The 23,250-nt window shown below is 64.6% G+C and carries 24 protein-coding genes; 13 read left to right on the top strand and 11 right to left on the bottom strand.

What is annotated here, in order from left to right:
* From JQ603_RS25940 to JQ603_RS25925, 4 genes are all read right to left on the bottom strand, one after another.
* A complete protein-coding gene (locus tag JQ603_RS25940) occupies positions 1-1,320 on the bottom strand; it encodes a TRAP transporter large permease (RefSeq protein ID WP_212343516.1) in 1,320 nt (439 codons plus the stop codon).
* Positions 1,317-1,832 carry a TRAP transporter small permease gene (locus tag JQ603_RS25935; protein WP_212343515.1) on the bottom strand — a complete coding sequence of 172 codons (516 nt, stop codon included), beginning with the start codon at positions 1,830-1,832 and terminating at the stop codon, positions 1,317-1,319. The genes JQ603_RS25940 and JQ603_RS25935 overlap by 4 nt, the downstream gene beginning before the upstream one ends.
* Before the next feature lie 84 nt (positions 1,833-1,916).
* Complete coding sequence (locus JQ603_RS25930) at positions 1,917-2,915, bottom strand: TRAP transporter substrate-binding protein (protein ID WP_212343514.1); 999 nt, start codon at positions 2,913-2,915, stop codon at positions 1,917-1,919.
* A 381-nt stretch (positions 2,916-3,296) separates the two neighbouring features.
* The gene (locus JQ603_RS25925; RefSeq protein ID WP_212343513.1) at positions 3,297-3,530 is read right to left on the bottom strand and encodes a hypothetical protein; all 234 of its coding nucleotides are present in this window, start codon (positions 3,528-3,530) and stop codon (positions 3,297-3,299) included.
* 138 nt (positions 3,531-3,668) lie between these two features.
* Between JQ603_RS25925 and JQ603_RS25920 the strand changes: the two genes are divergently transcribed.
* Both JQ603_RS25920 and JQ603_RS25915 read left to right on the top strand, forming a co-directional pair.
* Positions 3,669-4,010: a DUF1236 domain-containing protein gene (locus JQ603_RS25920; protein WP_212343512.1), complete on the top strand. Its 342-nt coding sequence runs from the start codon at positions 3,669-3,671 to the stop codon at positions 4,008-4,010.
* A gap of 295 nt (positions 4,011-4,305) precedes the next feature.
* A complete protein-coding gene (locus JQ603_RS25915; protein WP_212343511.1) occupies positions 4,306-5,814 on the top strand; it encodes a sensor histidine kinase in 1,509 nt (502 codons plus the stop codon).
* Between the two features lie 4 nt (positions 5,815-5,818).
* On the opposite strand, the gene JQ603_RS25910 is transcribed toward JQ603_RS25915, so the two are convergent.
* Positions 5,819-6,325 (bottom strand): SRPBCC domain-containing protein, encoded by a 507-nt coding sequence (locus tag JQ603_RS25910; protein WP_212343510.1) that lies wholly within the window; start codon positions 6,323-6,325, stop codon positions 5,819-5,821.
* 113 nt (positions 6,326-6,438) lie between these two features.
* On the opposite strand from JQ603_RS25910, the gene JQ603_RS25905 reads away from it, so the two are divergent.
* From JQ603_RS25905 to JQ603_RS25880, 6 genes are all read left to right on the top strand, one after another.
* A complete protein-coding gene (locus JQ603_RS25905; protein ID WP_212343509.1) occupies positions 6,439-7,362 on the top strand; it encodes a LysR family transcriptional regulator in 924 nt (307 codons plus the stop codon).
* Positions 7,359-8,492 carry a mandelate racemase/muconate lactonizing enzyme family protein gene (locus JQ603_RS25900; protein WP_212343508.1) on the top strand — a complete coding sequence of 378 codons (1,134 nt, stop codon included), beginning with the start codon at positions 7,359-7,361 and terminating at the stop codon, positions 8,490-8,492. Before JQ603_RS25905 ends, JQ603_RS25900 begins: the two co-directional genes overlap by 4 nt.
* A gap of 293 nt (positions 8,493-8,785) precedes the next feature.
* Positions 8,786-9,745, top strand: a complete 960-nt coding sequence (locus tag JQ603_RS25895) for a helix-turn-helix domain-containing protein (RefSeq protein ID WP_212343507.1) — start codon at positions 8,786-8,788, stop codon at positions 9,743-9,745.
* Positions 9,746-9,842: 97 nt separating this feature from the next.
* Positions 9,843-10,124: a hypothetical protein gene (locus tag JQ603_RS25890; RefSeq protein ID WP_212343506.1), complete on the top strand. Its 282-nt coding sequence runs from the start codon at positions 9,843-9,845 to the stop codon at positions 10,122-10,124.
* A gap of 120 nt (positions 10,125-10,244) precedes the next feature.
* The gene (locus tag JQ603_RS25885) at positions 10,245-11,450 is read left to right on the top strand and encodes an NAD(P)/FAD-dependent oxidoreductase (protein WP_212343505.1); all 1,206 of its coding nucleotides are present in this window, start codon (positions 10,245-10,247) and stop codon (positions 11,448-11,450) included.
* 90 nt (positions 11,451-11,540) lie between these two features.
* The gene (locus JQ603_RS25880) at positions 11,541-12,458 is read left to right on the top strand and encodes an MBL fold metallo-hydrolase (protein WP_212343869.1); all 918 of its coding nucleotides are present in this window, start codon (positions 11,541-11,543) and stop codon (positions 12,456-12,458) included.
* A gap of 62 nt (positions 12,459-12,520) precedes the next feature.
* Here JQ603_RS25880 and JQ603_RS25875 read toward each other — a convergent pair whose 3' ends face one another.
* The 4 genes from JQ603_RS25875 to JQ603_RS25860 form a co-directional block, all read right to left on the bottom strand.
* Positions 12,521-14,071 carry a peroxidase family protein gene (locus JQ603_RS25875; protein ID WP_212343504.1) on the bottom strand — a complete coding sequence of 517 codons (1,551 nt, stop codon included), beginning with the start codon at positions 14,069-14,071 and terminating at the stop codon, positions 12,521-12,523.
* A 199-nt stretch (positions 14,072-14,270) separates the two neighbouring features.
* Positions 14,271-14,543 (bottom strand): hypothetical protein, encoded by a 273-nt coding sequence (locus JQ603_RS25870; RefSeq protein ID WP_212343503.1) that lies wholly within the window; start codon positions 14,541-14,543, stop codon positions 14,271-14,273.
* A gap of 149 nt (positions 14,544-14,692) precedes the next feature.
* Positions 14,693-15,424 carry a cytochrome c biogenesis CcdA family protein gene (locus JQ603_RS25865; RefSeq protein ID WP_212343502.1) on the bottom strand — a complete coding sequence of 244 codons (732 nt, stop codon included), beginning with the start codon at positions 15,422-15,424 and terminating at the stop codon, positions 14,693-14,695.
* A 203-nt stretch (positions 15,425-15,627) separates the two neighbouring features.
* On the bottom strand, positions 15,628-15,894 hold the full coding sequence (locus JQ603_RS25860) for a hypothetical protein (RefSeq protein WP_211401495.1): 267 nt from the start codon (positions 15,892-15,894) through the stop codon (positions 15,628-15,630).
* A gap of 484 nt (positions 15,895-16,378) precedes the next feature.
* Between JQ603_RS25860 and JQ603_RS25855 the strand changes: the two genes are divergently transcribed.
* The 5 genes from JQ603_RS25855 (at position 16,379) to JQ603_RS25835 (ending at position 20,912) form a co-directional block, all read left to right on the top strand.
* Positions 16,379-17,425, top strand: a complete 1,047-nt coding sequence (locus JQ603_RS25855; RefSeq protein WP_212343501.1) for a LysR family transcriptional regulator — start codon at positions 16,379-16,381, stop codon at positions 17,423-17,425.
* Positions 17,426-17,455: 30 nt separating this feature from the next.
* Positions 17,456-17,827, top strand: coding sequence for a helix-turn-helix domain-containing protein (locus JQ603_RS25850; protein WP_020608151.1), 372 nt, complete (start codon positions 17,456-17,458; stop codon positions 17,825-17,827).
* 414 nt (positions 17,828-18,241) lie between these two features.
* On the top strand, positions 18,242-19,591 hold the full coding sequence (locus tag JQ603_RS25845; RefSeq protein WP_212343500.1) for a L,D-transpeptidase family protein: 1,350 nt from the start codon (positions 18,242-18,244) through the stop codon (positions 19,589-19,591).
* Between the two features lie 118 nt (positions 19,592-19,709).
* On the top strand, positions 19,710-20,525 hold the full coding sequence (locus JQ603_RS25840; RefSeq protein ID WP_212343499.1) for an enoyl-CoA hydratase: 816 nt from the start codon (positions 19,710-19,712) through the stop codon (positions 20,523-20,525).
* 105 nt (positions 20,526-20,630) lie between these two features.
* Positions 20,631-20,912 carry a hypothetical protein gene (locus tag JQ603_RS25835; protein WP_212343498.1) on the top strand — a complete coding sequence of 94 codons (282 nt, stop codon included), beginning with the start codon at positions 20,631-20,633 and terminating at the stop codon, positions 20,910-20,912.
* Positions 20,913-20,958: 46 nt separating this feature from the next.
* On the opposite strand, the gene JQ603_RS25830 is transcribed toward JQ603_RS25835, so the two are convergent.
* Both JQ603_RS25830 and JQ603_RS25825 read right to left on the bottom strand, forming a co-directional pair.
* Positions 20,959-22,038 carry an isocitrate/isopropylmalate dehydrogenase family protein gene (locus JQ603_RS25830; protein WP_212343497.1) on the bottom strand — a complete coding sequence of 360 codons (1,080 nt, stop codon included), beginning with the start codon at positions 22,036-22,038 and terminating at the stop codon, positions 20,959-20,961.
* A gap of 135 nt (positions 22,039-22,173) precedes the next feature.
* Positions 22,174-23,241 (bottom strand): alcohol dehydrogenase, encoded by a 1,068-nt coding sequence (locus JQ603_RS25825; RefSeq protein WP_212343496.1) that lies wholly within the window; start codon positions 23,239-23,241, stop codon positions 22,174-22,176.
* Positions 23,242-23,250 lie beyond the last annotated feature (9 nt).

Genomic DNA, 23,250 nt, shown 5'->3' with positions numbered 1-23,250 from the left:
TTATTTAAGCATCTCCGGCACGATCAGGCGCGGCAGGAACAGCGACACGCTCGGCCAGACGATGAGCGCCGCCAGTACGAGCAGCATCGGGATCAGCATGATCACCGTGTCCTTCAGCGCATAGCGCAGCCGCACGCCGGCGACCGAGCAGGCGATCATCAGGCATAAGCCATAGGGTGGCGTCACCAGTCCGAAGGCCAGCGACACGATCGATATGATCGCGAACTGGACCGGATGCAGGTCGACCGACTTGGCCAGCGGCTCCAGCACGGTGCCGACGATGATGATGGCCGGGATGGCGTCGAGGAAGCAGCCCACCACCAGGAAGCAGAAGGCGATGAAAAAGCCGGCCGCGACGCTGCCCATGCCCCAGGTCGAAACGTTGGCCAGCAGCTCCTGCGGGATCCTGTAATAGGCGAGCAGCCAGCCAAACGCACTTGCGGTGCCGACGCAGAACAGCGCGACGCCGGCAAGGCGCCCGGTGTCGAGCAAGGCCTTGTACAATTCGCGCAGCCCGGTCTCGCGGTAGAAGAACGCCGAGAGCGCCACGGAATAGAGCACCGCGACGCAGGCGGACTCGGTCGCGGTGAACCAGCCGAGCAGAATGCCGCCGACGATGATGAACGGCGTCATCATGGCCGGTATCGACCGCCAGATGGCGCATCGCATCTCGACCCAGGTCGCCTTCGGATAGGTCGGGTAGCCGCGGCGCACCGCATAGATGTGCACCGTCGCCATCTGCGCGCCCGCGATCAGCAGGCCCGGCACGATGCCGGCCAGATACATCGCCGCAATCGAGGTCGAGATCAGCCCGCCCCACACGATCATCAGGATCGACGGTGGGATGATGACCGCCAGAACCGCCGACACTGCCGTGATGGCGATGGAAAACGAGAGGTCGTAGCCCTCCTTGGTCTGCGCATCGATGAAGATCTTGGACTGGCTCGCCGCATCGGCCGTGGACGAGCCCGAGATGCCGGCAAAGAACACCGACAGCACGACGTTGATCTGCGCCAGGGATCCCGGCCAGTGCCCAACCATCGAGCGCGACAACGCCACCAGGCGGTCGGTGATGCCGCCGATGCTCATCAGGTTCGCCGTCAGCAGGAAGAACGGCACCGCCAGCAGGATGAATGAATTGTACGCATTGAAGGTCTCCTGCGCGAGCGTCATCAAGGACAGACGCGGCTCGATCAGCAGGATCGGCACGCAGGCAAGGCCGAGCGCGAAGGCGACCGGCACGCGCACGATGAGCAGGCCGATGAAGACCCCGAACAGCACCATCGCAGCCTGTCCGGCCGAGAGTACATTGCCGTTCATCGCCGTGCCCCGACCAGAATGCGCATTTCATCGATGATCTGTTCGCCCGCAAAGACGATCCACGTCGCGCCGGTCACGGGCCAGGCGACGTGGATCAGCCAGAGCGGCAGATCGGCCAGCTCCGAAGTTCTGTTCCAGGCAAAGCGGGTGAACTCCAGGCCGGCGAACACGAACACCAGCGCCAGCGCCAGCACCCCGAGCCGCGCGAGAATCCGCACCGCAGCCTCCGACCGCCGCGACAAGTCCGGCCACACGTCGACCTCGAAATGCTGCGCCTCCCGCACACCGACCATGGCGCCGATCATGATCGTCCAGACGAACAGGAAGCGCGCCATTTCCTCCGTCCAGATGTAGGACGGAATGAAGGGCGTGTAGCGCGAGATGATCTGCAGTGTCACCGGGATGATGATAATGCCGACGCAGGCCGCGAGCAGGATTTCCAGCAATTTCGCATAGGCCGCCGTGATGCGACGCCACAGCGACGGTGTGGACGGGACGGGCATTTCGGACATTGGGACTCCCAGCGGCAGCTGATCCACCACGGCCGGGCAAGAAGCGGGGCTTGCCCGGACATGCCGTCGGCGGATGCAACGAGCTCAGGCGACGTTGATCTTCTCGAAGATGCCCTCTGCGCCGATCTCCTTGGCGTAGGTGGCCATCACGGGGTCGGCGAGCTTCTTCATGGCGTCCCGCTCCTCGAACGGAACGCGCTTGAGCTTGCCGGCCTTCTCGAGCGTATCGAGCTTGACGACCTCTTCGCTCGATTCCAGCTGACGGCCGTAGTCGCCGGCCTCCTTGCCGGCCTTCATGATCGCGTCCTGCAAATCCTTCGGCAAGGTCTTCAGCGTCTTCACCGAGAAGCAGATCGGCCGGATCGATACGGCATGCTGGGTGAGGCTGAGATGCGGGGCGACTTCGTAGAACTTCATCGCCTCGACGCCGGCCGCCTCGTTCTCGCCGGCCGATATCACGCCGTTCTGGATCGCATTGTAGATCTCGTTATAGGCGATCACCGTCGGGCTCATGCCGACGGCCGCAAAGGTCTTCGACCAGATCGGGGCGCCCTGCACGCGAACCTTGAGGCCTTTGAGATCGGCGAGATTCTTGAGCGGCTTGTTGGCGAAGATGTTGCGGATGCCGCCGCCGGAATAGCCGATCAGAACCACCTCCGCCTTCGTCGCGACCTCGTCGGCGATCGGCGCCAGGATGTTGGCTTCGACGACCTTGTTCATGTGCTCGATGCCCTTGAACACGAAGGGCGCATCGATGAACGGAGCCGCCTTGGCGAAGGTCGACATGTGGGCCGGCGAGACGATGCCGTAATCGACCGCCTTGCCCTGCGACATGTACTCGAAATACTGCTTCTCGAGGCCGAGCGAGGAGTTCTTGTGCAGCGTGAAATTGACGGGCTTGCCGTAATATTTCTTCACCAGCTCCTCGAACCGGATCAGCGCCCGATTGAAGGCATGGTCGTCGTTGAATTGCACAGCGCCGTTCAGCGTGATCGGCGCCTGCGCCCTGAGGATCGACGGCATGCCAATCGAGGCCGCCGCAGTGGTCGCACCGATACCAGCGAGAAATGACCGTCGCTTCATCGTCTCCCCTCCCTTTGATGCTCCGGCCCCGTCGCCGGGCCGTGCGTGCAGCCGGTATGCGGCTTGCGAGAGGGAGCGTATGAAAAACTCCGGCGGGACGGAAGTCATTTCGCGCGCGCTGGAGGTCTTCTTCGTCGCAGGACTTGCTCCTGCATGACCTGTTGCACTGCAACTCGCACTCCTGCCGGCGCGCGGCACGCCGCATCAGCGACCCCTCACTCCCTGGGACACGGGAAGACGCGCGGAGCTGTGCGCTGCACGCACAGACCCGCGCGTCTTCCACGACTGACCTAGTGCATATGACCAATCAGATAGATGCCGCCGCCGATCACGATGATCGCCGGCACGGCCCAGAGAATGAGTACTGGCATGATGCCCTCCTCAATTGGATGTGCAGACCTTGACGGTCTTCATGCCGCTCTCGGCTTCGGTGCGCGTCTTGTAGATCGTGCCGGACGGGCTGACGACGGTCATGGACGCGTCCATCGGCTTCTTGTCGACGATGGTGCACTTCTTGGTCTTGACGTCCTGGACCACGTAGAACTCGTCGGCTGCGAACGCCGGCAGGGAAAACGCAGCAACCATCAGTGCTGCAGTCGCCATCTTCAACTTCATCTCGTCTCCTCCTCCAATTGCCGGATTTCGGTCCGGTCGATTTGGAAACGGGAAAAAATGGTATTTTGTTCCTATCCTCGGGGAACGTCGCGCGCGGCGGGAGGTTGTTGCCGCGCTTATTTCTACGAGGAGGATAAGATGAAGAAACTGTTCCTGCTTTCCGCCGCGGCTATTCTGATCTCGACCGGCGCATTCGCACAATCCACCGTGACCACGACCGGAACCGGTCACGCCGCGGTCGTTCAGATCGAGCCGGAATACCGCACAAAGATCAAATCCTACGTCACCGAGCACCGCGTGCGCCCGATCACGACCAAGGAGAAGATCATCGTCGGCGCCACAGTGCCGAGCGAAGTCGAGCTCGAAGCGGTTCCGGCCGATTGGGGCCCGTCGCTGACGAAATATCGCTACGTCTATTCCGGCGAACGCGTGATGCTGGTGGATCCGGGTACACGGACCGTCGTTCAGGAAATCGATTGATCAGGACTGACGGACGAGCGGCCGCCGCGAAGGCGGCCGCCTGCCGGAGTTGACCGCATGAAACCGCATCGAGAGGCGCGGATCGCCGGGCTCAGTCTGGCGGTCATCTACGCCATGTGTCTGCTACTGACCGCGATTGGCATGAGCTGAGGCGCAGGGCTCCCGCACTGCGCTGCAAAATCCTTTCGGACCGCTCGCCACATGCAAAAATCGTGGCGCGCCGCAAGTCCTGCCCGTATGGTTCTCGCCAAAATCATAATCCGGCGCCGCCGCGCCGGAATCGGGACGCCCGCGTTTGTCAAAGCTCACCCTGCCGGTCCGGCTCGCTCTCCTGGTCGCGGGAACGACGCTGCCGATGATCGTCTTCGCGGTCGGCCTCGCCTTCTACCATTACAAGCAGGACCGCAGCGATGCGGCGCGCCGCGTGCTGGAGAACGTGCGCAGCATGCGCCTCGTGCTGGATTCCGAGGTGCAGCGCATGACCGGCAGCTTGCAGGTGCTGGCGCTGACGAACTCGCTGCGCAACGACGACTTCCAGAACTTTCGCCGCATCGCGCTCGGCTTCCTCGACCAGTACGGCAAGGGCGGCCTGTTGCTGATCTCCGACCGCAAGGGCCGGCTGCTGTTCTCCTCGTCGACGGAGGACACCGCGAGCCTGCCGTCACGCGGCAATCTCGCTATCGTCGAGAAGGTGTTCGCGACCAGGACGCCGCAATATTCCGACCTGTTCACCGGCGCGATCAACGGGCGCCAGGTTCTGACGGTCGAGGTACCGGTATCGCGCAACGGCGAAGTGATCTACGACCTCTGCTTCAGCCCGCCGGTCAGCATCTTCCAGGAGCTGGTCGAGAAGCAGCGGCCCGATCAGCAATGGACGGTGTCCCTGCTCGACACCAAGGGCACGGTGTTTGCCCGCGTGCCAAACCCGGGTGAAAACTTCGGCAAGCGCGCTTCGCCCTCGCTGTACGCGGAAATGTTTCGCGCACCCGAGGCGACGCTGTCCTCGGTCTCGCTGGACGGCGTCGCACTCGCCTCCGCCTACACAAGATCTCAGCTCACGGGATGGACCGTGGCCGCGGGCGTCCCCGAGAGCTCGTTGATCGCCCCGCTCTGGCGCAACATCGCGATCACCAGCCTGATCGGCGGCATCCTGCTGCTGATCGGCCTCACCTTCGCGGTCCGGATGGCAACCACGATCGCGCGCGGCGAGATGCTGCACAATCTCCTGATCGAGGAGCTCAACCACCGCGTCAAGAACACGCTGGCCCTGATGCAGGCGATCGCGGTGCAGACCTTCCGCAGCGCCAGCCGGGACGAGCGGGCCAAGTTCGAGGGACGGCTCGGCGCGCTCGCCGAGGCACATAATCTGCTCAGCCAGGAGAAATGGGCGGGCTCGGAGCTGAGGGACGTGATCGCCCGTGCGCTTCGGCCGTTCCTGTTGAGCAGTCCGGACCGCATCCGCATGGCGGGCCCCGCGGTGCCGCTGTCGCCGCGGCTTGCCGTGGTGCTGTCGATGATCGTGCACGAGATCGCCACCAACGCGGCGAAATACGGCGCGCTGTCGAACGAAACCGGCCGGGTGACGCTCGACTGGGAGGTCATCGCCGATACGCCCAAGCCGCGGCTGCGCCTGATCTGGACCGAGATCGGCGGACCGCCGGTGACCGCGCCGGTGCGGCGCGGCTTCGGCTCGCGCCTGATCGAGCGTAGCGCGCGCGACCAGCTCGGCGGCGAGGCAACCGTCGACTTCCTGCCGCGCGGCGTCGTCTGCACCGTGACTTGCACGCTGGACGAGGCGCGGTAGCGATCTACTTGCGACGCGCCGCGGCGGCGAGCCCCTCGATCCATTCCTGATGGGCGTTCAGCATCGGATTGGGCCTGGTCTGCGCCAGGTCCCTCGCCGGCTGGCCGGTCTGGGTCTCCTGCGTGAGAATGCGGACGCGGCCGCCGGGGAGATCCTCGATCAGCCAGGCGTGGTGGACGTCGAGCCGCGTCGCGGCATCGCCCTCGACCCAGCCGTGCCAGGCGACACGCGCCGGCTTGCCCGGCGCCGGCGGCTCGTACTCGGTCACTTCGGCCTCCACCGGAAAGCTGAAGGTGGTGAAGCGGAAGCGTGCCCCTAGACGCAGTGCGGAGCCCTTGCCGTCGTGGAAGCGGATATCCGAGACGTTGCTGTAATAGCTCGGCCAGGCCGTGGTATCGTTGAGCTGCTGCCAGACCTGGTCGGCACGCAGGCCCTTCACGATGATCTCGTTCGAGACGTAGTTGTCGGTCGTACCCGGCAGGTACTGATCGGGCCAGATGATATCGCTCATTGCAGGGAAATCCTTCGTTCGGATCGGATTGGCGTTCTCGCCATTGGACTTTCCGACAGATGGGGGTTACGTCCGGACAGCGCCAATCGCCATTTCCGATCACGATCATCAGCATGCGCGATATCAGAACCCTCGACCTCAACCTGCTGAAGGCCTTCAATGCGCTGATCGAGGAGCGCAACGTCACGCGCGCCGCGGCGCGGCTGGCGCTGACTCAACCCGCGATGAGCGGAACCTTGACGCGCCTGCGCGACAGTTTCGGCGATCCGCTGTTCGTCCGCACCCAACGCGGCATCGTGCCGACCTCGCGCGCATTGGAGCTCGCAGATCCCGTCAAGCGGGTGCTGCAAGAGGTCGAGGCGCTCTTGAGGCCGCGCGCGTTCGAGCCTGTGGCCGCGAACTTCACGCTGTCGCTGGCGGCCACCGACTATGCCTTGCGGGCCGTCGTCGTCCCCTTCCTCGCAGCGCTGCGAACACGCGCCCCGCATATTCGCGTAGCGGTGCGCCAGATCGACGACGACCGGCTGCGCAGCCAGTTCGAGCGCGGCGATCTCGACCTTGCGCTGCTCACGCCGGAAACGACGCCCCCGGACCTGCATGTCCGCCGCCTGTTCGACGAGCAGTATGTCTGCGCGCTGCGCCGTGATCATCCCGACGCGAAGCGCAGGACGCTGTCGCTCGAACGCTTCTGCGCGCTCGACCACGCGCTGGTCTCCTATGCCGGCGACAGTTTTACCGGCACGACCGACACGGCTCTGGCAAAACTCGGGCACCGGCGGCGCGTCAGCCTGTCGGTGGCGAGCTTCCTCGTTCTCCCCGAAGTGCTGCGCGCAAGCGACCTCATCGCCGTCGTGCCCCGGCGTCTGGTCGCCGATATCGACGGTCTGACGCTGCTCAAGCCGCCGCTGGACATCCCCGGCTTTGCCAAGATCGCCGCCTGGCACGATCGCACCCATCGCGACCCCGGCCACCGCTGGATCCGCGCGTTGCTGTTCGAGACGTCAGGCGTGAAAACGAGAAGGGAGAAGACCCCATGAAGATCACGAGCGTTCGGACCCACATCCTCGAGGCAAAGCTTTCGCAGCCTTTCGCCTATTCGCGCGCCTGGTACGACACCCGCACCGCAATGCTGGTCGAGATCGAGACCGACGCGGGGCTCACCGGCTGGGGCGAATGCTACGGACCTGCGCGGATCACGGCGGCCGTCGTGCAGACCATCGCGCCGTGGCTGATCGGCGAAGACCCGCTCTGCACCGACGTGTTGTGGCAGACGGTCTATGCGCGTCTGCGCGATCACGGCCAGAAGGGCGTCGTGATCCAGGGCCTGAGCGGCATCGACATCGCGCTGTGGGACATCAAGGGCAAGCATTTCGGTGTCCCCGCGTATCAGCTTCTCGGCGGCGCTTCGCGTCAAGAGGTGCAGGCCTACGCGACCGGACTCTACCGGCGCAAGACAGGCGATCCGCTCGAATACCTGCCGGAGGAAGCAGCCGGCTATGTCGCGGAAGGTTTTCGCGCCGTGAAGCTGAAGGTCGGCTTCGGCATCGCGGAGGATGCCACCGTCACGCGCGCGGTGCGCGAGGCGATCGGCCCCGATGTTGCGCTGATGGTGGATGCGAACCACGCCTATGACGCGGTCGCGGCGATCCGCCTCGGCCGCCTGATCGAGCGTCATGACATCGGCTGGTTCGAGGAGCCGGTGCCGCCGGAGGACATCGCCGGATATCGCGCGGTGAAGTCCGCGCTGTCCATTCCGGTCGCCGGCGGCGAATGCGAATTCACGCGCTTCGGCTTCCGCGACCTGTTCGCCTCGCATGCGCTCGACATCGCCCAGCCCGACACCTGCGCCGCCGGCGGCCTCACCGAATGCAAGAAGATCGCCGACATGAGCGAGGCCTTCGGCATCCGTTACAATCCGCATGTCTGGGGCACCGGGATTGCGATCGCAGCCTCGCTCCAGCTCCTCGCCGTGCTGCCGTCGCACACGCCGACGTCGCTCGCACCGCTGGAGCCGATGCTCGAGTTCGACCGCACCGAACATCCGATCCGTCAGGCGATCCTGAAAAAGCCGATCGCGCACGCGAATGGCGTCGTGCGCGTCCCCGACGGACCGGGACTCGGGATCGAGATCGACCGTGAGGCGCTCGGGCACTTTGCCGCGCGCTGAGGCGTGTCGTCGACAATCGAGCAGCGGTGCCGACCTGCTCGCGCTCCTCGTAGCAAGCGGTCTTTCACAAGCCATTTCAACGGCTTTTGACGCCTTTTCGCGCGATGTCCGTTCAACACAGCGACGCCGCCCGGCGTGCGTTTGCGAAAACGCGCACCTGCCCTGAGCAGGATCGGACAAAGCACGGCCGCTTCAGGAAAGACGCTGTTCCGTCACGCGCATAGAACACGCCCCGACCCGTACAAATACGGACGACTGATGTGCAACCTGAGACGATCAGGAGGAGCCGCACAATGATCGGGAGCACCGCACTCATGCGCAATCCCCCGCCCAAGGGCTTGCCACCCACATCCCTTACGAAGCCGGACAATGGCGCGACTTCCGAGCTGCGCGCTGCCGATGCGGAGATGGCGCGCGTGCTCAAGACGACGCCGCTTCGCATGGCCTCCGATTCCCAGAGCGGCACCATCGCCTATTGGAAGCACGAGCCGTTGCACGACGTGGTCGAACCCATGGTCGATCACGTCATCATGGCCTATCCCGCCGGCTCACAGGCGCTGGAGCGGCGCAGCGGAAGATCGGCCGCGATCAGCACGGCGCGACCCGGCGTCGTCACGATCATTCCGGCCGGATCGACCTCGCGATGGGACATTCACCGGTCCATGCATGTGGTTCAGCTCTATCTTCCGCAGCGAACGCTGCTGCGCATCGCCGACGAGGCCAGCACGGCGAGCCCCGGCGACCTCCTGGAAAGAACCGGGCATCCCGACGGCATCACCTCCCGCCTGCTGCTGAGCGCAGCCGACTCGCTCGAAGGCAGCGCCACGCTCGACACGCTGTTCAGGCAGCAACTGACCGATCTCCTCGCCACGCGCGTGCTCGCCGCCCATGCCGGCGTGCCGGCCGCGCCGCAACCGATCGTCGGCGGCCTCTCGCCTTCAGTGCTGCGCCGGGCCATCGAACGCCTGCGCTCCGACAGCGACGCTGACGTCTCACTCTCGGCGCTCGCGTCCGACGCCGGTCTGTCGCGCTTCCATTTCTGCCGGTCCTTCAAGGAGAGCACCGGACTCTCGCCGCACGCCTGGCTGCGCCAGCACCGGCTCGAGCAGGCCATGAACATGCTGCGCGAGAGCAACGAATCGGTCGTCTCGATCGCCGCCGCGCTCGGCTATTCCACCCAGACCGCCTTCGCCGCGGCGTTCAAGAAGCTGACGGGCGAAACGCCGAGCGATTGGCGCAGACGGACGCGGTAGCAGCAATCCCGCGACAGGGACGGCAATCGCTCTGGGGCAGTCGGATTTCTGGTTCGCTAAACAACGCAGGAACGGATCACGCGGACGGAGACGAACAATGGACTGGAAACGCCTTGCAATCGCACCGCGCCGCAAAGCCATCGCAACGGCGCTCCTGTACGGGCTCTCACTGACCGTGCGTTTCACCTCGCCGACGGCCGAAGAGGCGCCGGCGCAGAACGCCAGTCTCCTGACGTCAATCCTGATCAATCATGATTGGCCGAGGAAAGCTTCAGTGCCGGTCGCCCTGCGCGGCTGGCCATCGAGCCCGAGAGGCTGCCAGGCGGCCTGTGGCAGCCCCGCGCTGCTGTCGTCACTGCCGAGCTGCACTGCCCCGTAAGGCCGCAGCGTCCACCGTCTCACCTCTTCGCGTCTTCGCCGATCGCAGCAGGTTCCGCCGACCTTGGGCGGCCGCGACGACGCATGTCTGTCCCGATCACCAAACTTAGGAGTGAACCACATGCGACTGCTCATCATCGGCGCCGGCTTTGCCGGCATGTATGCCGCCCTCTCCGCCGCCCGCCTGCGCGACATCCAGGGCGCTTCCCCTGACGATCTCGAGATCGCGCTGATCGCGCCTGAGCCGACGCTGGTGGTTCGCCCGCGGCTCTACGAGCCGAAGCCGGAAACGCTGACGGCGCCGCTGCTCGACGTCCTCAAGGCGATCGACGTCAACTACATCCAGGGCAACGCCGAGACCGTCAACACCGAGGCGCGGACGGTGCAGGTCACGACGTCCCGGGACACGCGCAAGACGCTGTCCTACGACCGTCTGGTGATCGCAACCGGCAGCCGCCTGTTCCGCCCCGACATTCCCGGCCTTGCCGAGCACGGTTTCAGCGTCGACTCGCTCGATGACGCCGTCGCGCTTGACAAGCATCTGCACGGTCTCGCCGACCGGCCGGCCGTCAACGGACGCGATACGGTCGTCGTCGCCGGCGGCGGCTTCACGGGCATCGAGGCCGCAACCGAGCTGCCCGCGCGCCTGCGCGAGATCTTCGGCAAGGATTCGACGGCACGCGTGATCATCGTCGAGCGCAACGGCGCGATCGCTCCCGATATGGGTGAAGGCCCCCGTCCGCTCATCGAGGATGCGCTGCGCAAGCTCGGCGTCGAGAGCCGCCTCGGGGCCTGCGTCGCCTCGCTCGACAGATCCGGTGTGACGCTGTCGACCGGCGAGCACATCGAAACCGAGACGGTGGTCTGGGCCGCCGGCATCCGTGCGGCGCCGCTGACCGCGCAGATTCCTGCCGAGCGCGACAATTTCGGCCGGCTGCTGGTGGATCGCGATCTGCGCGTACCCGGTGTCGCCGGCGTCTTCGCCACCGGCGATGCCGCGCGGGCCGCCTGCGACGACGAGGGCAATTACGCGCTGATGTCGTGCCAGCACGCCACGCGCATGGGCGCCTTTGCCGGCAACAATGCCGCCGCCGAGCTGCTCGGCGTTCCGACCAGGCCCTACCACCAGAAGCCCTATGTCACCTGCCTCGACCTCGGCGAAGCCGGCGCGCTGTTCACGCGCGGCTGGGAGCGCAAGGTCGAGATGGTCGGCGATGTCGCCAAGAAGACGAAGCGGGAGATCAACACCGTCTGGATCTATCCGCCGAAGGCCGAGCGCGCAGCTGCGCTCGCGTCGGCCGATCCGGAACGTGTGACCGATCTCTAGACGCGCGAAGCGATGGCGGCCGCGCGTCCTGGCTGCGCGGACCGTTCAACCAGGACCAGCCAGAAGCCTTCCATGAAACAGGAGACGAACATGAACCTGCACAACACCTCATATCCCCAGTCATCGGGCCCCGAAGAGCTCGTGCCGTCACGCTACGCGCTCAAGATCGGCGACATCGACGTGCTGGTGGTCAGCGACGGCGTGCTGCCGCTGCCGACCACGATGCTGGCGCACAACGCCGCCCCGGCCGAGCGTGCGGCCTGGCTGCACGACATGTTCCTGCCGCAGGACGCGTTCGACTGGGCGCTGAATGCGGTCATGGTGCGCAGCGGTGGCAAGACCATCCTGATCGACGCCGGCCTCGGCTCCGACCCGAACTTGCACCTGCCGCGGGCCGGGCAGTTGATCAAGCGGCTGGAAGCTGCCGGGATCGATCTTGCGTCCGTGACCGACCTGGTGCTGACCCATCTGCACATGGACCACATCGGCGGCCTGCTCGTCGACGGCGTGAAGGAACGGCTGCGCAAGGACCTGCGTATCCACGTCGCGGCCGCAGAGGTCAAGTTCTGGGAGGCGCCCGATTTCTCGCACACCAACATGCCGCAGGGATTCCCGGACGCGCTTCGCGCCACCGCCAAGCGGTTCGTGAAGAAGTACGGCAGTCAGCTGCGGACATTCGATGAGACGCAGGAGATTGCGCCCGGCGTCGTCGCCCGTCGCACCGGCGGCCACACCCCCGGACACAGCGTGGTTCGCATCGCCTCCGGCGGTGACGCGCTGACATTCGCCGGCGATGCCGTGTTTGCCGTCGGCTTCGAGCAGCCCGACTGGCACAACGGTTTCGAACACGACCCCGAAGAAGCGGCGCGCGTTCGTATCCGTCTGCTGCGAGAGCTTGCCGAGACCGGCGAGATGCTGGTCGCCACCCACCTGCCGTTCCCGTCCGTGGGCCGGGTGGCGGTTGATGGCGACGCCTATCGTTGGGTGCCGGTGTTCTGGGACTACTGAGTAGCTACGCTTGTGCGAACTGGGCCGCTTCGCGGCCCAGCCTCGCTCGTGTCGCCAAGCACCTAGACGGTCGAGATGCCGTCGATCGGGCTGATATCCCCGACGAAGCGCAACAGGTCGGCCATGGTGAATTCACCCGGCACCTGCGACGGAAGTGTCGGCTTCCAGTTCTTGCCCTTGACCCAAAGGTACGACTGGTGATCGCCATGGACGAGGCCGACAAAGACCTCGGCGAGCAACGTCGCGCCGACCGGCCCCAGCCTTTCACCGCTGCCGCGCTGCTCCGCCTCCTTGAGGATGTAGTACCAGAGCGGGGTGTGCTCGTGCAGGCCATGCTTCTTCGCCACCGCACCGTCGCTTCCCTTCGAGATTTCGGCCGGCGTCAGCGGATTCTTGATCTTCATCGCCTTGGCCACATCCTGGCCGGACGGCAATCCCAGCAGCACGCCGCGCTTGAGGTTGCGGAACGGCAGGCTGCCGCCGTCACCCGGCAAGGTGTGGAGTTGCGGCACGACGAACGGGTCGATCTTGCGGGATGAATTCAGCGCCACACCCGGCGGATTGGACGGCAGGACCGCATAGAAGCGCCGCCAGTCGATGATCCAGTTGCTCGAAAGCACCGGAAGAGGAAGCGGCGGCTGGATCGGATTGGGGGCGAGATCTCCGATGATTCCGCCAGAGAGCCCGGTAAACCTGAACAGCAGGTCGAGCGTCGCGGGGGTAAGGCCGCCCGGCCCGGGCGTGAAGATTCTGTTGTGGCTGTAGACCTGGCGAACCATGCTGTGGCCGAGACGATAGACGGCCGCGGAGAACTCGACCGGCATATAGGGCGTCTTCTTGAAGCGGTAGAAGCGCCGCCCCTGCTCCAGAATCTTCGCAACCAGCCCCTTCTCGGTGATCCGCTCGACAAAATCGTGCAGGACGATCCATTGATAGTGCCAGGTCACGATCCGGCGCGCCTCCTCGAATATCTCTCCGGGCGGCTTGCCTGACGCCGCAAGCTGATCGCAGACCTTGTTGTGAAATTTGAGCATCGCAAGATGGGTTTGCGCGACGAGCAGGTTCTCGTCGTTGCGATGATCGCCGATCAGGGCAAAGCCCTCGGGACTGCGCGGCAGATCGTTGCGATGATCTCCCGTGATGCTGTCGACGTTGACGGTCTTGCCGATCAGGAGTTTCGGACCCGGGGTCTTGCCGTTGTCGCTCGCCGAGTTGCGCGCGTAGAGGTGACGGCTTCCGTCCGGACCAAGACCGTACACGCTGTCGAGATCGAGCGCCGGTGTACGAAAATTCTCAACAGCCATCGGGTCGGCCTCCTTGTCGCCAAAGGAGGTCAGATCCAGAGTGATGTCGTGATCGACGAATTGCCCGAGATAGGTAAAGCCTGCGGGTACGTTGGCATTGTTTCCCGCGGGGTCACCGGGGACCGGGTCCTTCATCGCATCGGCGAGTTCATGAAGCGGACCGTCATCGACCGCGAGCGGCTCGAGGGTCGGAAACATCCGACCAAACATGCCCGGATCGTCGTGTCCGGAAAGCGTATCCAGAAATTGTCGCGTCGGCTGACGTCCGGCTTTGCCGTGACCGGGCTGAACGTTCACGTCGGTTCCCATCGCTTGCTCCTTGAAATGCTGAAAAGGGAGAGGGGCGAGGAAGTCTGTCGATTGTTCCAAAATACTCGTGTCAGTATAGGTTTTCGAAAATTGCCCCTCTGGGTGCAGTAACACGAAATATTACCACAGATTGTATTTCGCAGAGAGCTTCATCAGCGAGGCGTTTTGCCCCACCCGAACACGCGCTGTTGATTGAATGCTAGCGCTTCGCGGCGAACCGCGCCCAGATCTCGGAGTCCGTATAAAAGTCGACGCCGCCGTCCAGATCCCGCACGAGCCACTCGCCGAGATAGACGATCTGCGTGCCGCTGCGTCGCTCGTGCCGAAGCTCGAACTTTCCCTCGGCATCCTTCTGAAGCGAACAGATCGACTGCACCCAGCTCGGCCATTCCTGCAACGGCTGACCGACGAATTGCCAGGCGACCAAAGCCGCGTTGTTCGACAGGGGCTCTAAGCGCAGTGTCTTGGTCACGTGATCTCCACCATGTGGTTGTCCCTAACTCCAACGTCCCGGGACTAAAAAGGTTGTTATCCAGCACGCTCCGCAGCGTGAGCATGACCGGCGATCCGTTCGGGTTCCATCCGTGAAAACCCGGTCTTCGCCTGCCGGATGGTTGCGCCCTACCCGATCGTCTGCAGCGCCGGAAACGTCTCGAGCAGCCAAATGCTCACATTCGAAACCGCGCCGGTGAGAAAGCCGATGCCGGTGATCACCATCAACACGCCCATGGCGCGCTCGACATTGACGAGCTGGCCCTTCATGCGCGCGAACAGCGTCGAGAACTGTTCGATCATCAGCGCGGCGATCAGGAAGGGAATGCCGAGGCCGGCCGAATAGACTGCGAGCAGACCTGCGCCCTTCGTCACCGTGGCCTCGGCCGCGGCGATCGAGAGGATCGCAGCCAGGATCGGACCGATGCAGGGCGTCCAGCCGAACGCAAAGGCGAGCCCCATGATGTAGGCGCCCCAGAGCCCGACGGGTTTTGGGATCGGCAGCCGACCCTCGCGCATCAACAGGCCGATGCGCGTCAGGCCGAGGAAGTGCAGGCCCATGATGATGATGACGATGCCGGCGAGGATCGACAGCTCGGCCGACCAGGCCCGGATCAGCCCGCCGATCAGCGAGGCGCTGGCGCCGAGCGCCACGAACACCGTGGAGAAGCCGAGCACGAACAGCAGCGCCGACATCATGATCGCGCGCTTGGAAGCCGAGGCCGGCTCCTCGCTCTCGACATGCTCGATCGTCGCGCCCGTGAGATAGATCAGGTAGGGCGGAACCAGCGGCAGGACGCAAGGGGAGAGGAAGCTGACGAGGCCGGCAATCAGCGCCGCCGGGATCGAAACATTTTGCATGATGCAGTCGGAGCCATCTCAGGCCCCAGCGCGGCGCGCGGTGAATGCGCGCGGCCCGGAGCACCGGCTCTGGTGTAGCCGATGCCGGAGAATGCGCAACAGAGGCGCACAAAACCAGGGCTCCTCCCGATGCCGTCCGTGATCACAGATGCGGCATCGGGACGCGCACAAACCTCGCCAAAAAGCGAGACTCGGCGGCGTGGCTACTTCACCACGCGGAGCAGCGGACGCCGGGGCTGGTCCTGCGTCTGCTTGGAAGGGGGCTGCGGTTCGCTTCCGGCGTTCCGCAGCATTTCGTCGCACAGCGCCTTGAGATCGGCGCTATCAATTCCTTTGAGTTTCATCCGCACGTCGAGGATGACAATCGACAGCAGCTCGGCCGACTCACGACTGTTCATCTCGTTGAGCGCCCTGCGGCACTCCTCAAGCGTTTCCAGCACGGACTGCAACTGTTCGTCTGAATGCGACACCGGTCGTTCTTTCCGTTAATTCGGCCTGCGAGACGTAGTAGCGACGACCCCTTTGGCCCCCATGGGAGACCAAGGATAACACGAGGCCGCTACGCCTCTGAACATGATTTCAATGTGTTTCTGCGCTGAATCTGCGGTTCCGGCGAACATCGGCCCGCCGCACCGTTGGCTATCGTCGAAGCAGCCAGGGACAGAACGCCCGCTGCGCTGTAATTGATCCATTCCGGGAGTTGGAAGCGCCACCTGCGCAAGGACGTCCATTGCGGACAGCGCCGACAATCCCGCAGCCATCTCAAGGCTCGCAACGGAACTCACGCGACACCCCTCAGTTCAGGCGATCGTCTGCCCGATTCCCAGCCCGTGGCCGCACCTGAATACCACTCGCGAGGCAGTAAGGATGACGTTCAAAACTCGTCACCCCGCAACCCGCCGTGGTTGTGGTTTGCGCCAGATTCTGCCAGTTTAGCCACCTGAAGGGACTTGTATGCACTCCTTGGCGGAAAGGGGCGTTCCTCCAGAGGAACGCTTAAAAGCAAATCTCAGCGGCCTCTCCGATTGGGATGCGGCGCGCATCTTCCTGGAGGTCGTTCGCTGCGGAAGTTTCCGCTCGGCAGCCGAACGGCTGTCGCTGTCGATCAACGCTGTCCGCCGCCGCATTGATGATTTCGAGCGCCAGACCGGCACGACTCTGTTCACCCGCGACGTCCACGGCACTCATCTGACCGACGAGGGCGCGCTCGTCGTCTCCGCGGTCGAGCGGATGGAAGCAGCCGCGTTCGACGTGTTGCGCACCAGCGATTCGACCGGCAATGCGCTGTCCGGCGAGGTCCGCGTCGCCGTCACCGAGGGTCTCGGCACGTTCTGGCTCGCCCCGCGCCTGGTCGAATTTCAGCAGGCCTATCCGAAGATCCTGGTCGACCTGCATTGCGCGATGCGCTCGGCCGACGTCTCGCGCCACGAGGCCGACGTCGCCATCCATCTGTCCCGGCCTTCTGCGCTCGACGTCAAGCTGGTGCGGCTCGGCCGCATGCATCTGATGTTCTGGGCTTCGGAGAAATACCTCGAGAAATACGGCACGCCGCGCTCGGCCCATGAATTGATCAAGCACCGCCTGGTGCTGCAATTCGCCGACCAGCTCGCCGCCAAGGAGACTTTTGAGAGCTTCTTCCCGGGCGTTCAGGAACGTGACCTTCTGGTCATGAAGACCAACGTCTCAAGCGCCAATTACTGGGCGGTCGCGAATGGCGCCGGAATCGGCGTATTCCCGAGTTACGCCATTGCGCTTGGCGGGAAGTTGATTCCACTGGAGGTCGAATTGAACCGACCGCTGGATATCTGGTTGTCCTACCATCCCGGTAGCGGCCGCATCCCGCGCGTACGGCACATGATTGACTGGCTGATCGAGGCTTTCAATCCGGCTCGCTTCCCGTGGTTTAAGGAAGAGTTCGTGCACCCGCATGAATTCAAGGACTCGTATATGGGCGAACCCCTGACCCAGCTCTTCGGGGGATTTTCAACCGAAGAACGGTGAGAAACGACGATGAAAACAGCGGCGAAAAGAATGAAGCAGCGCAGTGCCGGCAAGCCGGACATCGAGCTTGGCAAGCGGATCCGTCTGCGGCGCGTCGAGATGAAGATCTCGCAGGCCGAGCTCGGCGAAAAGCTCGGCGTGAGCTTCCAGCAGGTCCAGAAATACGAGAAGGGCGTCAATCGCGTCGGCGCAGCCCGCCTGCAGCAGATCGCCTCCGCCCTCGACGTGCCCGTGACCTTCTTCTATGACGGCGACAACAAGGCGCGCGAAGTCGAAAGCCTGCTCTTCCTCGATTCGGCTTTCAGCCTCCGCCTGCTGCGCGCCTACAGCAAGATCAAGGACCAGACGGTGCAGCGTCAGCTCGTCTCGCTGATGGAATCGATCGCGGCCAACGAAAGCTGAGCGATCGGCGGCCTGGCCTTGACGGCCAACGTTCAATCCGCCGCGTCGCGGGGGCGCGGCCGGATTGGACGAGATCGGCTGGATCAGATCTTCTGAACCAGATTTGGCGTGCGCCATCCGCGCGCGGCCTTCGTTTTTCGGGGCGGCCTGACCGCCCCTTTTTCTTGTGCCTTTTTCTTGCCCTTTCCCCTTCCCCATCGCGGTTTTCGCGAACCCATCCCGGCCCTGCCGCGACCCAATCGAGAGCCTCCGCAGCGGACGCGCGGAGCTTTCGACGGCCGTGCTTAATGGGACCTCAACACCGGTGGCCTAATTTTCCGCCGATTTCACCAATCGGCGCACGCGGCACGACGACCGAAAATTGCCAATGCGAGCGCCCGTCCGGGCCTCGCTCTCATGGGGAAAATGGGACACATGTCGAAACGCCATGCGATGATCATTGCCGTCGGCGTGCTCGCCAGCGCCTCGGCGCTCGCGCAAACCGAGACCGTTGGACAGGCCACGCCCAAGGCGGCGACGGCCGGGACAATGCCGGCCGCGGCCAATCCGGCCCACGCGGCCGCGCCGAAAACCGCCACGACGCCCGCCTCGACGCCGGAAAGCCGTTCGGCCGCAGCGCTCGCGCTGACGCACGAGCCGACCTATGACGAAGGCTCTGCCCAGCGCATCAAGGAGGCCGCGTTCAGCTATTCCGCGCTCGCCGTGCGCGGCGGCTGGCCGACGATCCCCGCGGATGCCAAATTCGCGCTCGGCGTCCAGGGCACGAGCGACGATCTCCTGCGCAAGCGGCTGATCCTCTCCGGCGATCTTTCCGCCGACAAGACCAGCGGCGCGTTCGACCAGGATCTCGCCGACGCGGTGAAGCGCTTCCAGGCACGCCATGGCCTCGCGCCGACCGGCACGGTGACGCCGCGCACGCTGGCGGCGATGAACGTCTCCGTGCAGAAGCGCATCCGCCAGTTGGAGGCCTCGCTCGAGCGGCTCGAGAACATGAACTTCGGCTTCGGCCAGCGTTATGTCGTGGTCAACATCCCCGCCGCCTTTGCCGAGGCGGTCGAGAACGACGTCGTGGTGCGGCGCTATCGCGTCATCGTCGGCAAGACCGAAAAGCCCTCGCCGACGCTGACGGCCCAGATCACCAGCGTCGTCCTCAATCCGACCTGGACGGTGCCGGCCTCGATCGCGAAGACCGAGATCTCGGCGCATATGCGGAAAGATCCGACCTATCTGTCGCGCATGCACATGGAGGTGCTCGACGCCCACGACAATCCGATCGATCCGCATTCGGTCGACTGGTCCGGCACGCGCACGCCGAACTTCACGGTGCGTCAGCACAACGGCACCTTCAACGCGCTCGGCGCCGTCAAGATCGACATGCCGAATTCCTATTCGGTCTACATGCACGACACCAACCAGCGCAATTTGTTCAGCGACGACTACCGCTTCGATTCCCACGGCTGCTCGCGCGTCGACAATGTGCGCGACCTCGCCGCCTGGTTGCTCAAGGACCAGCCGAAATGGGGCCGCGCCGCGATCGACGCGGAGATCGCCAGCGGCCAGCACCTCGAGGTCGCCATGGCGAAGAAGGTGCCGGTGGCCTGGATCTATCTCACGGCATGGATGACCAAGGACCAGACCATCCAGTTCCGCAACGACGTCTATAACCAGGACGAGCAGCTGCTGGAGGCGACCGCCGAGGAGGCGGCGTTCTTCGGCAGGGCCGCCGGCCATCCGCTGACCGCGCACATGCATGTGACGCAATAGGCGCTTGGCGCCATGCAATCGCGGCACAGGCTCGTGCAAAGCCCCTCGCCCTGCCGCGGTTGACCCCGGCCTCAGCCCGGCCGCACATTGCGCCTCGCCAACAACACGCGAGCGCGCGATGCCCGAGATTTCCAACGAAAAATCCTACGCCGACGGCAATATCCTCCAGCACGCCACCGATGGCGTCGGCGTGATCACCTTCAACAATCCCGACAAGCGCAATGCGATGTCACTGGAGATGTGGGAGGGCTTTGGCGAGGCGCTCACGGCCCTGCGCGACGACGAGGCCGTGCGCGTCGTGATCCTGCGCGGCGCCGGCGGCAAGGCGTTCGTCTCGGGCGCCGACATCAGCCAGTTCGAGAAGACGCGCCACAACGCCGCCGCGTCCGAGGAATATGCCAGGCGCAGCGTCGCCCAGCGCGCGCTGCTCGCCGACTATCCCAAGCCGACCATCGCCTGCATCCAGGGTTTTTGCCTCGGCGGCGGCATGCAGGTCGCGATGCTCGCCGACATCCGCCTCGCTGCACATGGCAGCCAGTTCGGCATCCCCGCGGCCAGGCTCGGCATCGCCTATGGCTATGACGGCCTGAAGCACCTGGTGTCGCTGGTCGGCCCGTCCTGGGCGCGGCTTCTGATGTACACGGGCATGCGCATCGATTCCACCGAGGCGCTGCGCATCGGCCTCGTCGAGCGCGTGTTTCCGGACGACCAGCTCTGGGGCGAGACCATGGCGATTGCCGAGACGATCTCGCAGAACGCCCCGCTCGCGATCAAGGCCGCCAAGATCACCATCGTGCAGGTCTTGAAGGACGAGAGCGCGCGCGACATGGACGCGATCAAGGCGATCGGCACCGCATGCATGGACAGCGCGGATTTCCGCGAGGGCCGGCAGGCCTTCATGGAGAAGCGCAAGCCGCGGTTCCAGGGGAAGTAAAGCTGAACCTTCATTCAGGAAGATTAAATTCCTCGTCCGCTCGCACCGCGGTAGCAACCAATTGATCCGTCGCAGGTTCTTCCGCCACCAATGAGGGAGAGCGCGATGAAACTCAAATTTGCTGTTCTTGGTCTGGCTGCCCTGGGCGGCGCGGCGCTGGCGTCAGGGCAAGCGCTCGCGGCGATGCCGAACGGCATTCCGCAAGCCGACCGGATCGCGAGCGGTCCGGCTGCGGACGTCGATCAGGTCCGCATGGTCTGCAATGCCTGGGGCCGCTGCTGGTGGCGACCGAACTATTACGGTGCCTATGGCTATTACGGCGCGCGCCGCTTCTACGGGCCACGGCCATATGGCTATTACGGCCACCGCCACTGGCGTCGCTGGTAATCGACGAAGGGGCCCCGAGGGCCCCTTTTTCACGCGCGCACGTTGACTACAGCGCCCCCAGCACCGCCTTCGTAATGTCGGCTGTGCCATTGCTGCCGCCGAACTCCATCGGCTTGATGCCGCCGGCATAGACCTGATCCACCGCGCGCTCGATTTGCTCGCCCGCTTCCGCCGCACTCTCCACGCCATGCTTCTCGGCGAGCCAGTCCAGCATCATCGCGGCCGACAGGATCATGCCGGTGGGGTTGGCCTTGCCCTGTCCCATGATGTCGGGCGCGGTGCCGTGGCAGGGCTGGAACACGGCATATTTGTCGCCGATGTCGGCGGACGGCGCCATGCCGAGGCCGCCGATCAGGCTCGCGGTGATGTCGGAGACGATGTCGCCGAACATGTTCTCCATCACCATCACGTCGAAATCCCAGGGACGCTTGACCAGCATCGCCGAGCAGGCATCGACATAGAGCCGGTCGGTCTTCACACCAGGATGCTTCTTCTCGATCTCGTCGAAGATGCCGCGGAAGAACGCAAAGGCCTTGAACACGTTCGCCTTGTCGACGCAGGTCAATGCGCCCGGCTTGCCGCGCGCCTTGCGCCGCTCGGCGAGGCGGAACGAGAACTCGAACAGACGCTCGGACGTCCGGCGCGTGATCACCATGGTCTCGCGCGCATCGTCGTGGGTGACGACGCCCTTGCCCATCGAGGCGAACAGGCCCTCGGTGGACTCGCGGATGACGACGAGATCGATGCCGCGCTTGTCCGCGCCGACGATCGGGCTGGGCACGCCCGGAATGAGCCGCGCCGGCCGCACGCCGGCATAGAGATCGAAGATGAAGCGCAGCTCGATCTGCGGCGCGATCTCGGTATTGTCGGGATAGCGCACCGACGGCAGGCCGCAGGCGCCCAGCAGGATCGCATCCGCCTCCTCGCACAGCTTGATCGTGGTATCAGGCATCGACTTGCCGGTGGCGAGATAGTTGTTGGCGCCGGCCGGCGCCTCGGTGAAGCGGAAGCCGAGGCCGGACTTTTCGCCGACCTTGCGCAGCACCTCGAGCGCCGGCGCCATGACTTCGGGACCGATGCCGTCACCGGCGAGCACGGCAATGTGGAAGGCGTTGTTTGCGGACATGGGGGTTCCTGCTTGAAGGAAGGTGTAGCCTCGTCATTGCGAGGAGCTCTTGCGACGAAGCAATCCAGACTGTCTCCGCGGAGGGATTTCTGGATTGCTTCGCTGCGCTCGCAATGACGGCGGAGAGAACATTCGTTACGGCGTCAGCACGGTGCGGCCGACCACCGCGCCCTGCTGCAATTGCACCAGCGCGTCGTTGGCCTTGGCGAGCGGCGCCGTCGTCACCGGGATCGGCGGCACCTTCTTGGTGCGAACGAGATCGAGCAGCTCCTGCGTTTCGCGCAGGTTTCCGACATAGCTCCCCTGGATCGTCACCGCCTTGATCGGAATCAGCGGCAGCGCCCAGGTCGCGCCGCCGCCGAACAGGCCGACGATGACGAGCTTGCCGCCCTTGGTCAGGCAGTCGAAGCCGAGCTGGGTCGTGGCGGAGTTGCCGACGAGGTCGATCACGGCGCGGATCGGCCCGCCCGCCTTCTTCGCAAGCTGCTCCAGCGCATCCGGCGCCTTGGGATCGATGGTCGCGAGTGCACCGGCCTTCTCGGCCGCCTCGCGCTTCCTGGCGTCGATGTCGATCATGATCGCGCCCTTGCCGCCCATCGCTTTCAGCAGCGACAGCGCCATCAGGCCGAGGCCCCCGGCGCCGAACATCACGATCGGCGTGTCGAAATGCTGCTCGACCTTCTTCAGCGCGCTGTAGGTGGTGACGCCCGAGCAGGCATAGGGCGCGGTCGTCGCGGGATCGAGGCCCTTCAGATTGAGCAGATAACGCGGATGCGGCACCAGCATGTGGTCGGAATAGCCGCCGTCGCAATAGACGCCGAGCGAGCGCGGCGTCAGGCACATGTTCTCATCACCGCCGAGACACGTCGCGCATTTGCCGCAGCCGATCCAGGGATAGACCAAGCCGACATCGCCGAGCTTGAGATCGCCCTGATCGGTCGGCTTCACGTCCGGCCCGAAGGCGAGGACTTCGCCGACCGTCTCGTGCCCCATCGTCAGCGGCAGGTTGATGCCGCGATCCTTCAGCGACAGCGGCTTGCGGCCGTGGCCGAGATCATAGCCGCCTTCCCAGATGTGGAGGTCGCTGTGGCATACGCCGGCGGCCTTGACCTTGATCAGCACCTGCGTGCCCGAGGGCTGCGGCGTCGCCTCGTCGAACTCCTGCAGCGGCGCCTTGAAATCGGCAACCTTGAAACTCTTCATCGGAATCCT

This window comes from Bradyrhizobium liaoningense (assembly GCF_018130825.1).
GTDB lineage: Bacteria > Pseudomonadota > Alphaproteobacteria > Rhizobiales > Xanthobacteraceae > Bradyrhizobium > Bradyrhizobium liaoningense_B.
The sequence above is the reverse complement of the archived record's forward strand: the minus strand, read 5'-3'. Positions and strand labels throughout refer to the sequence as shown.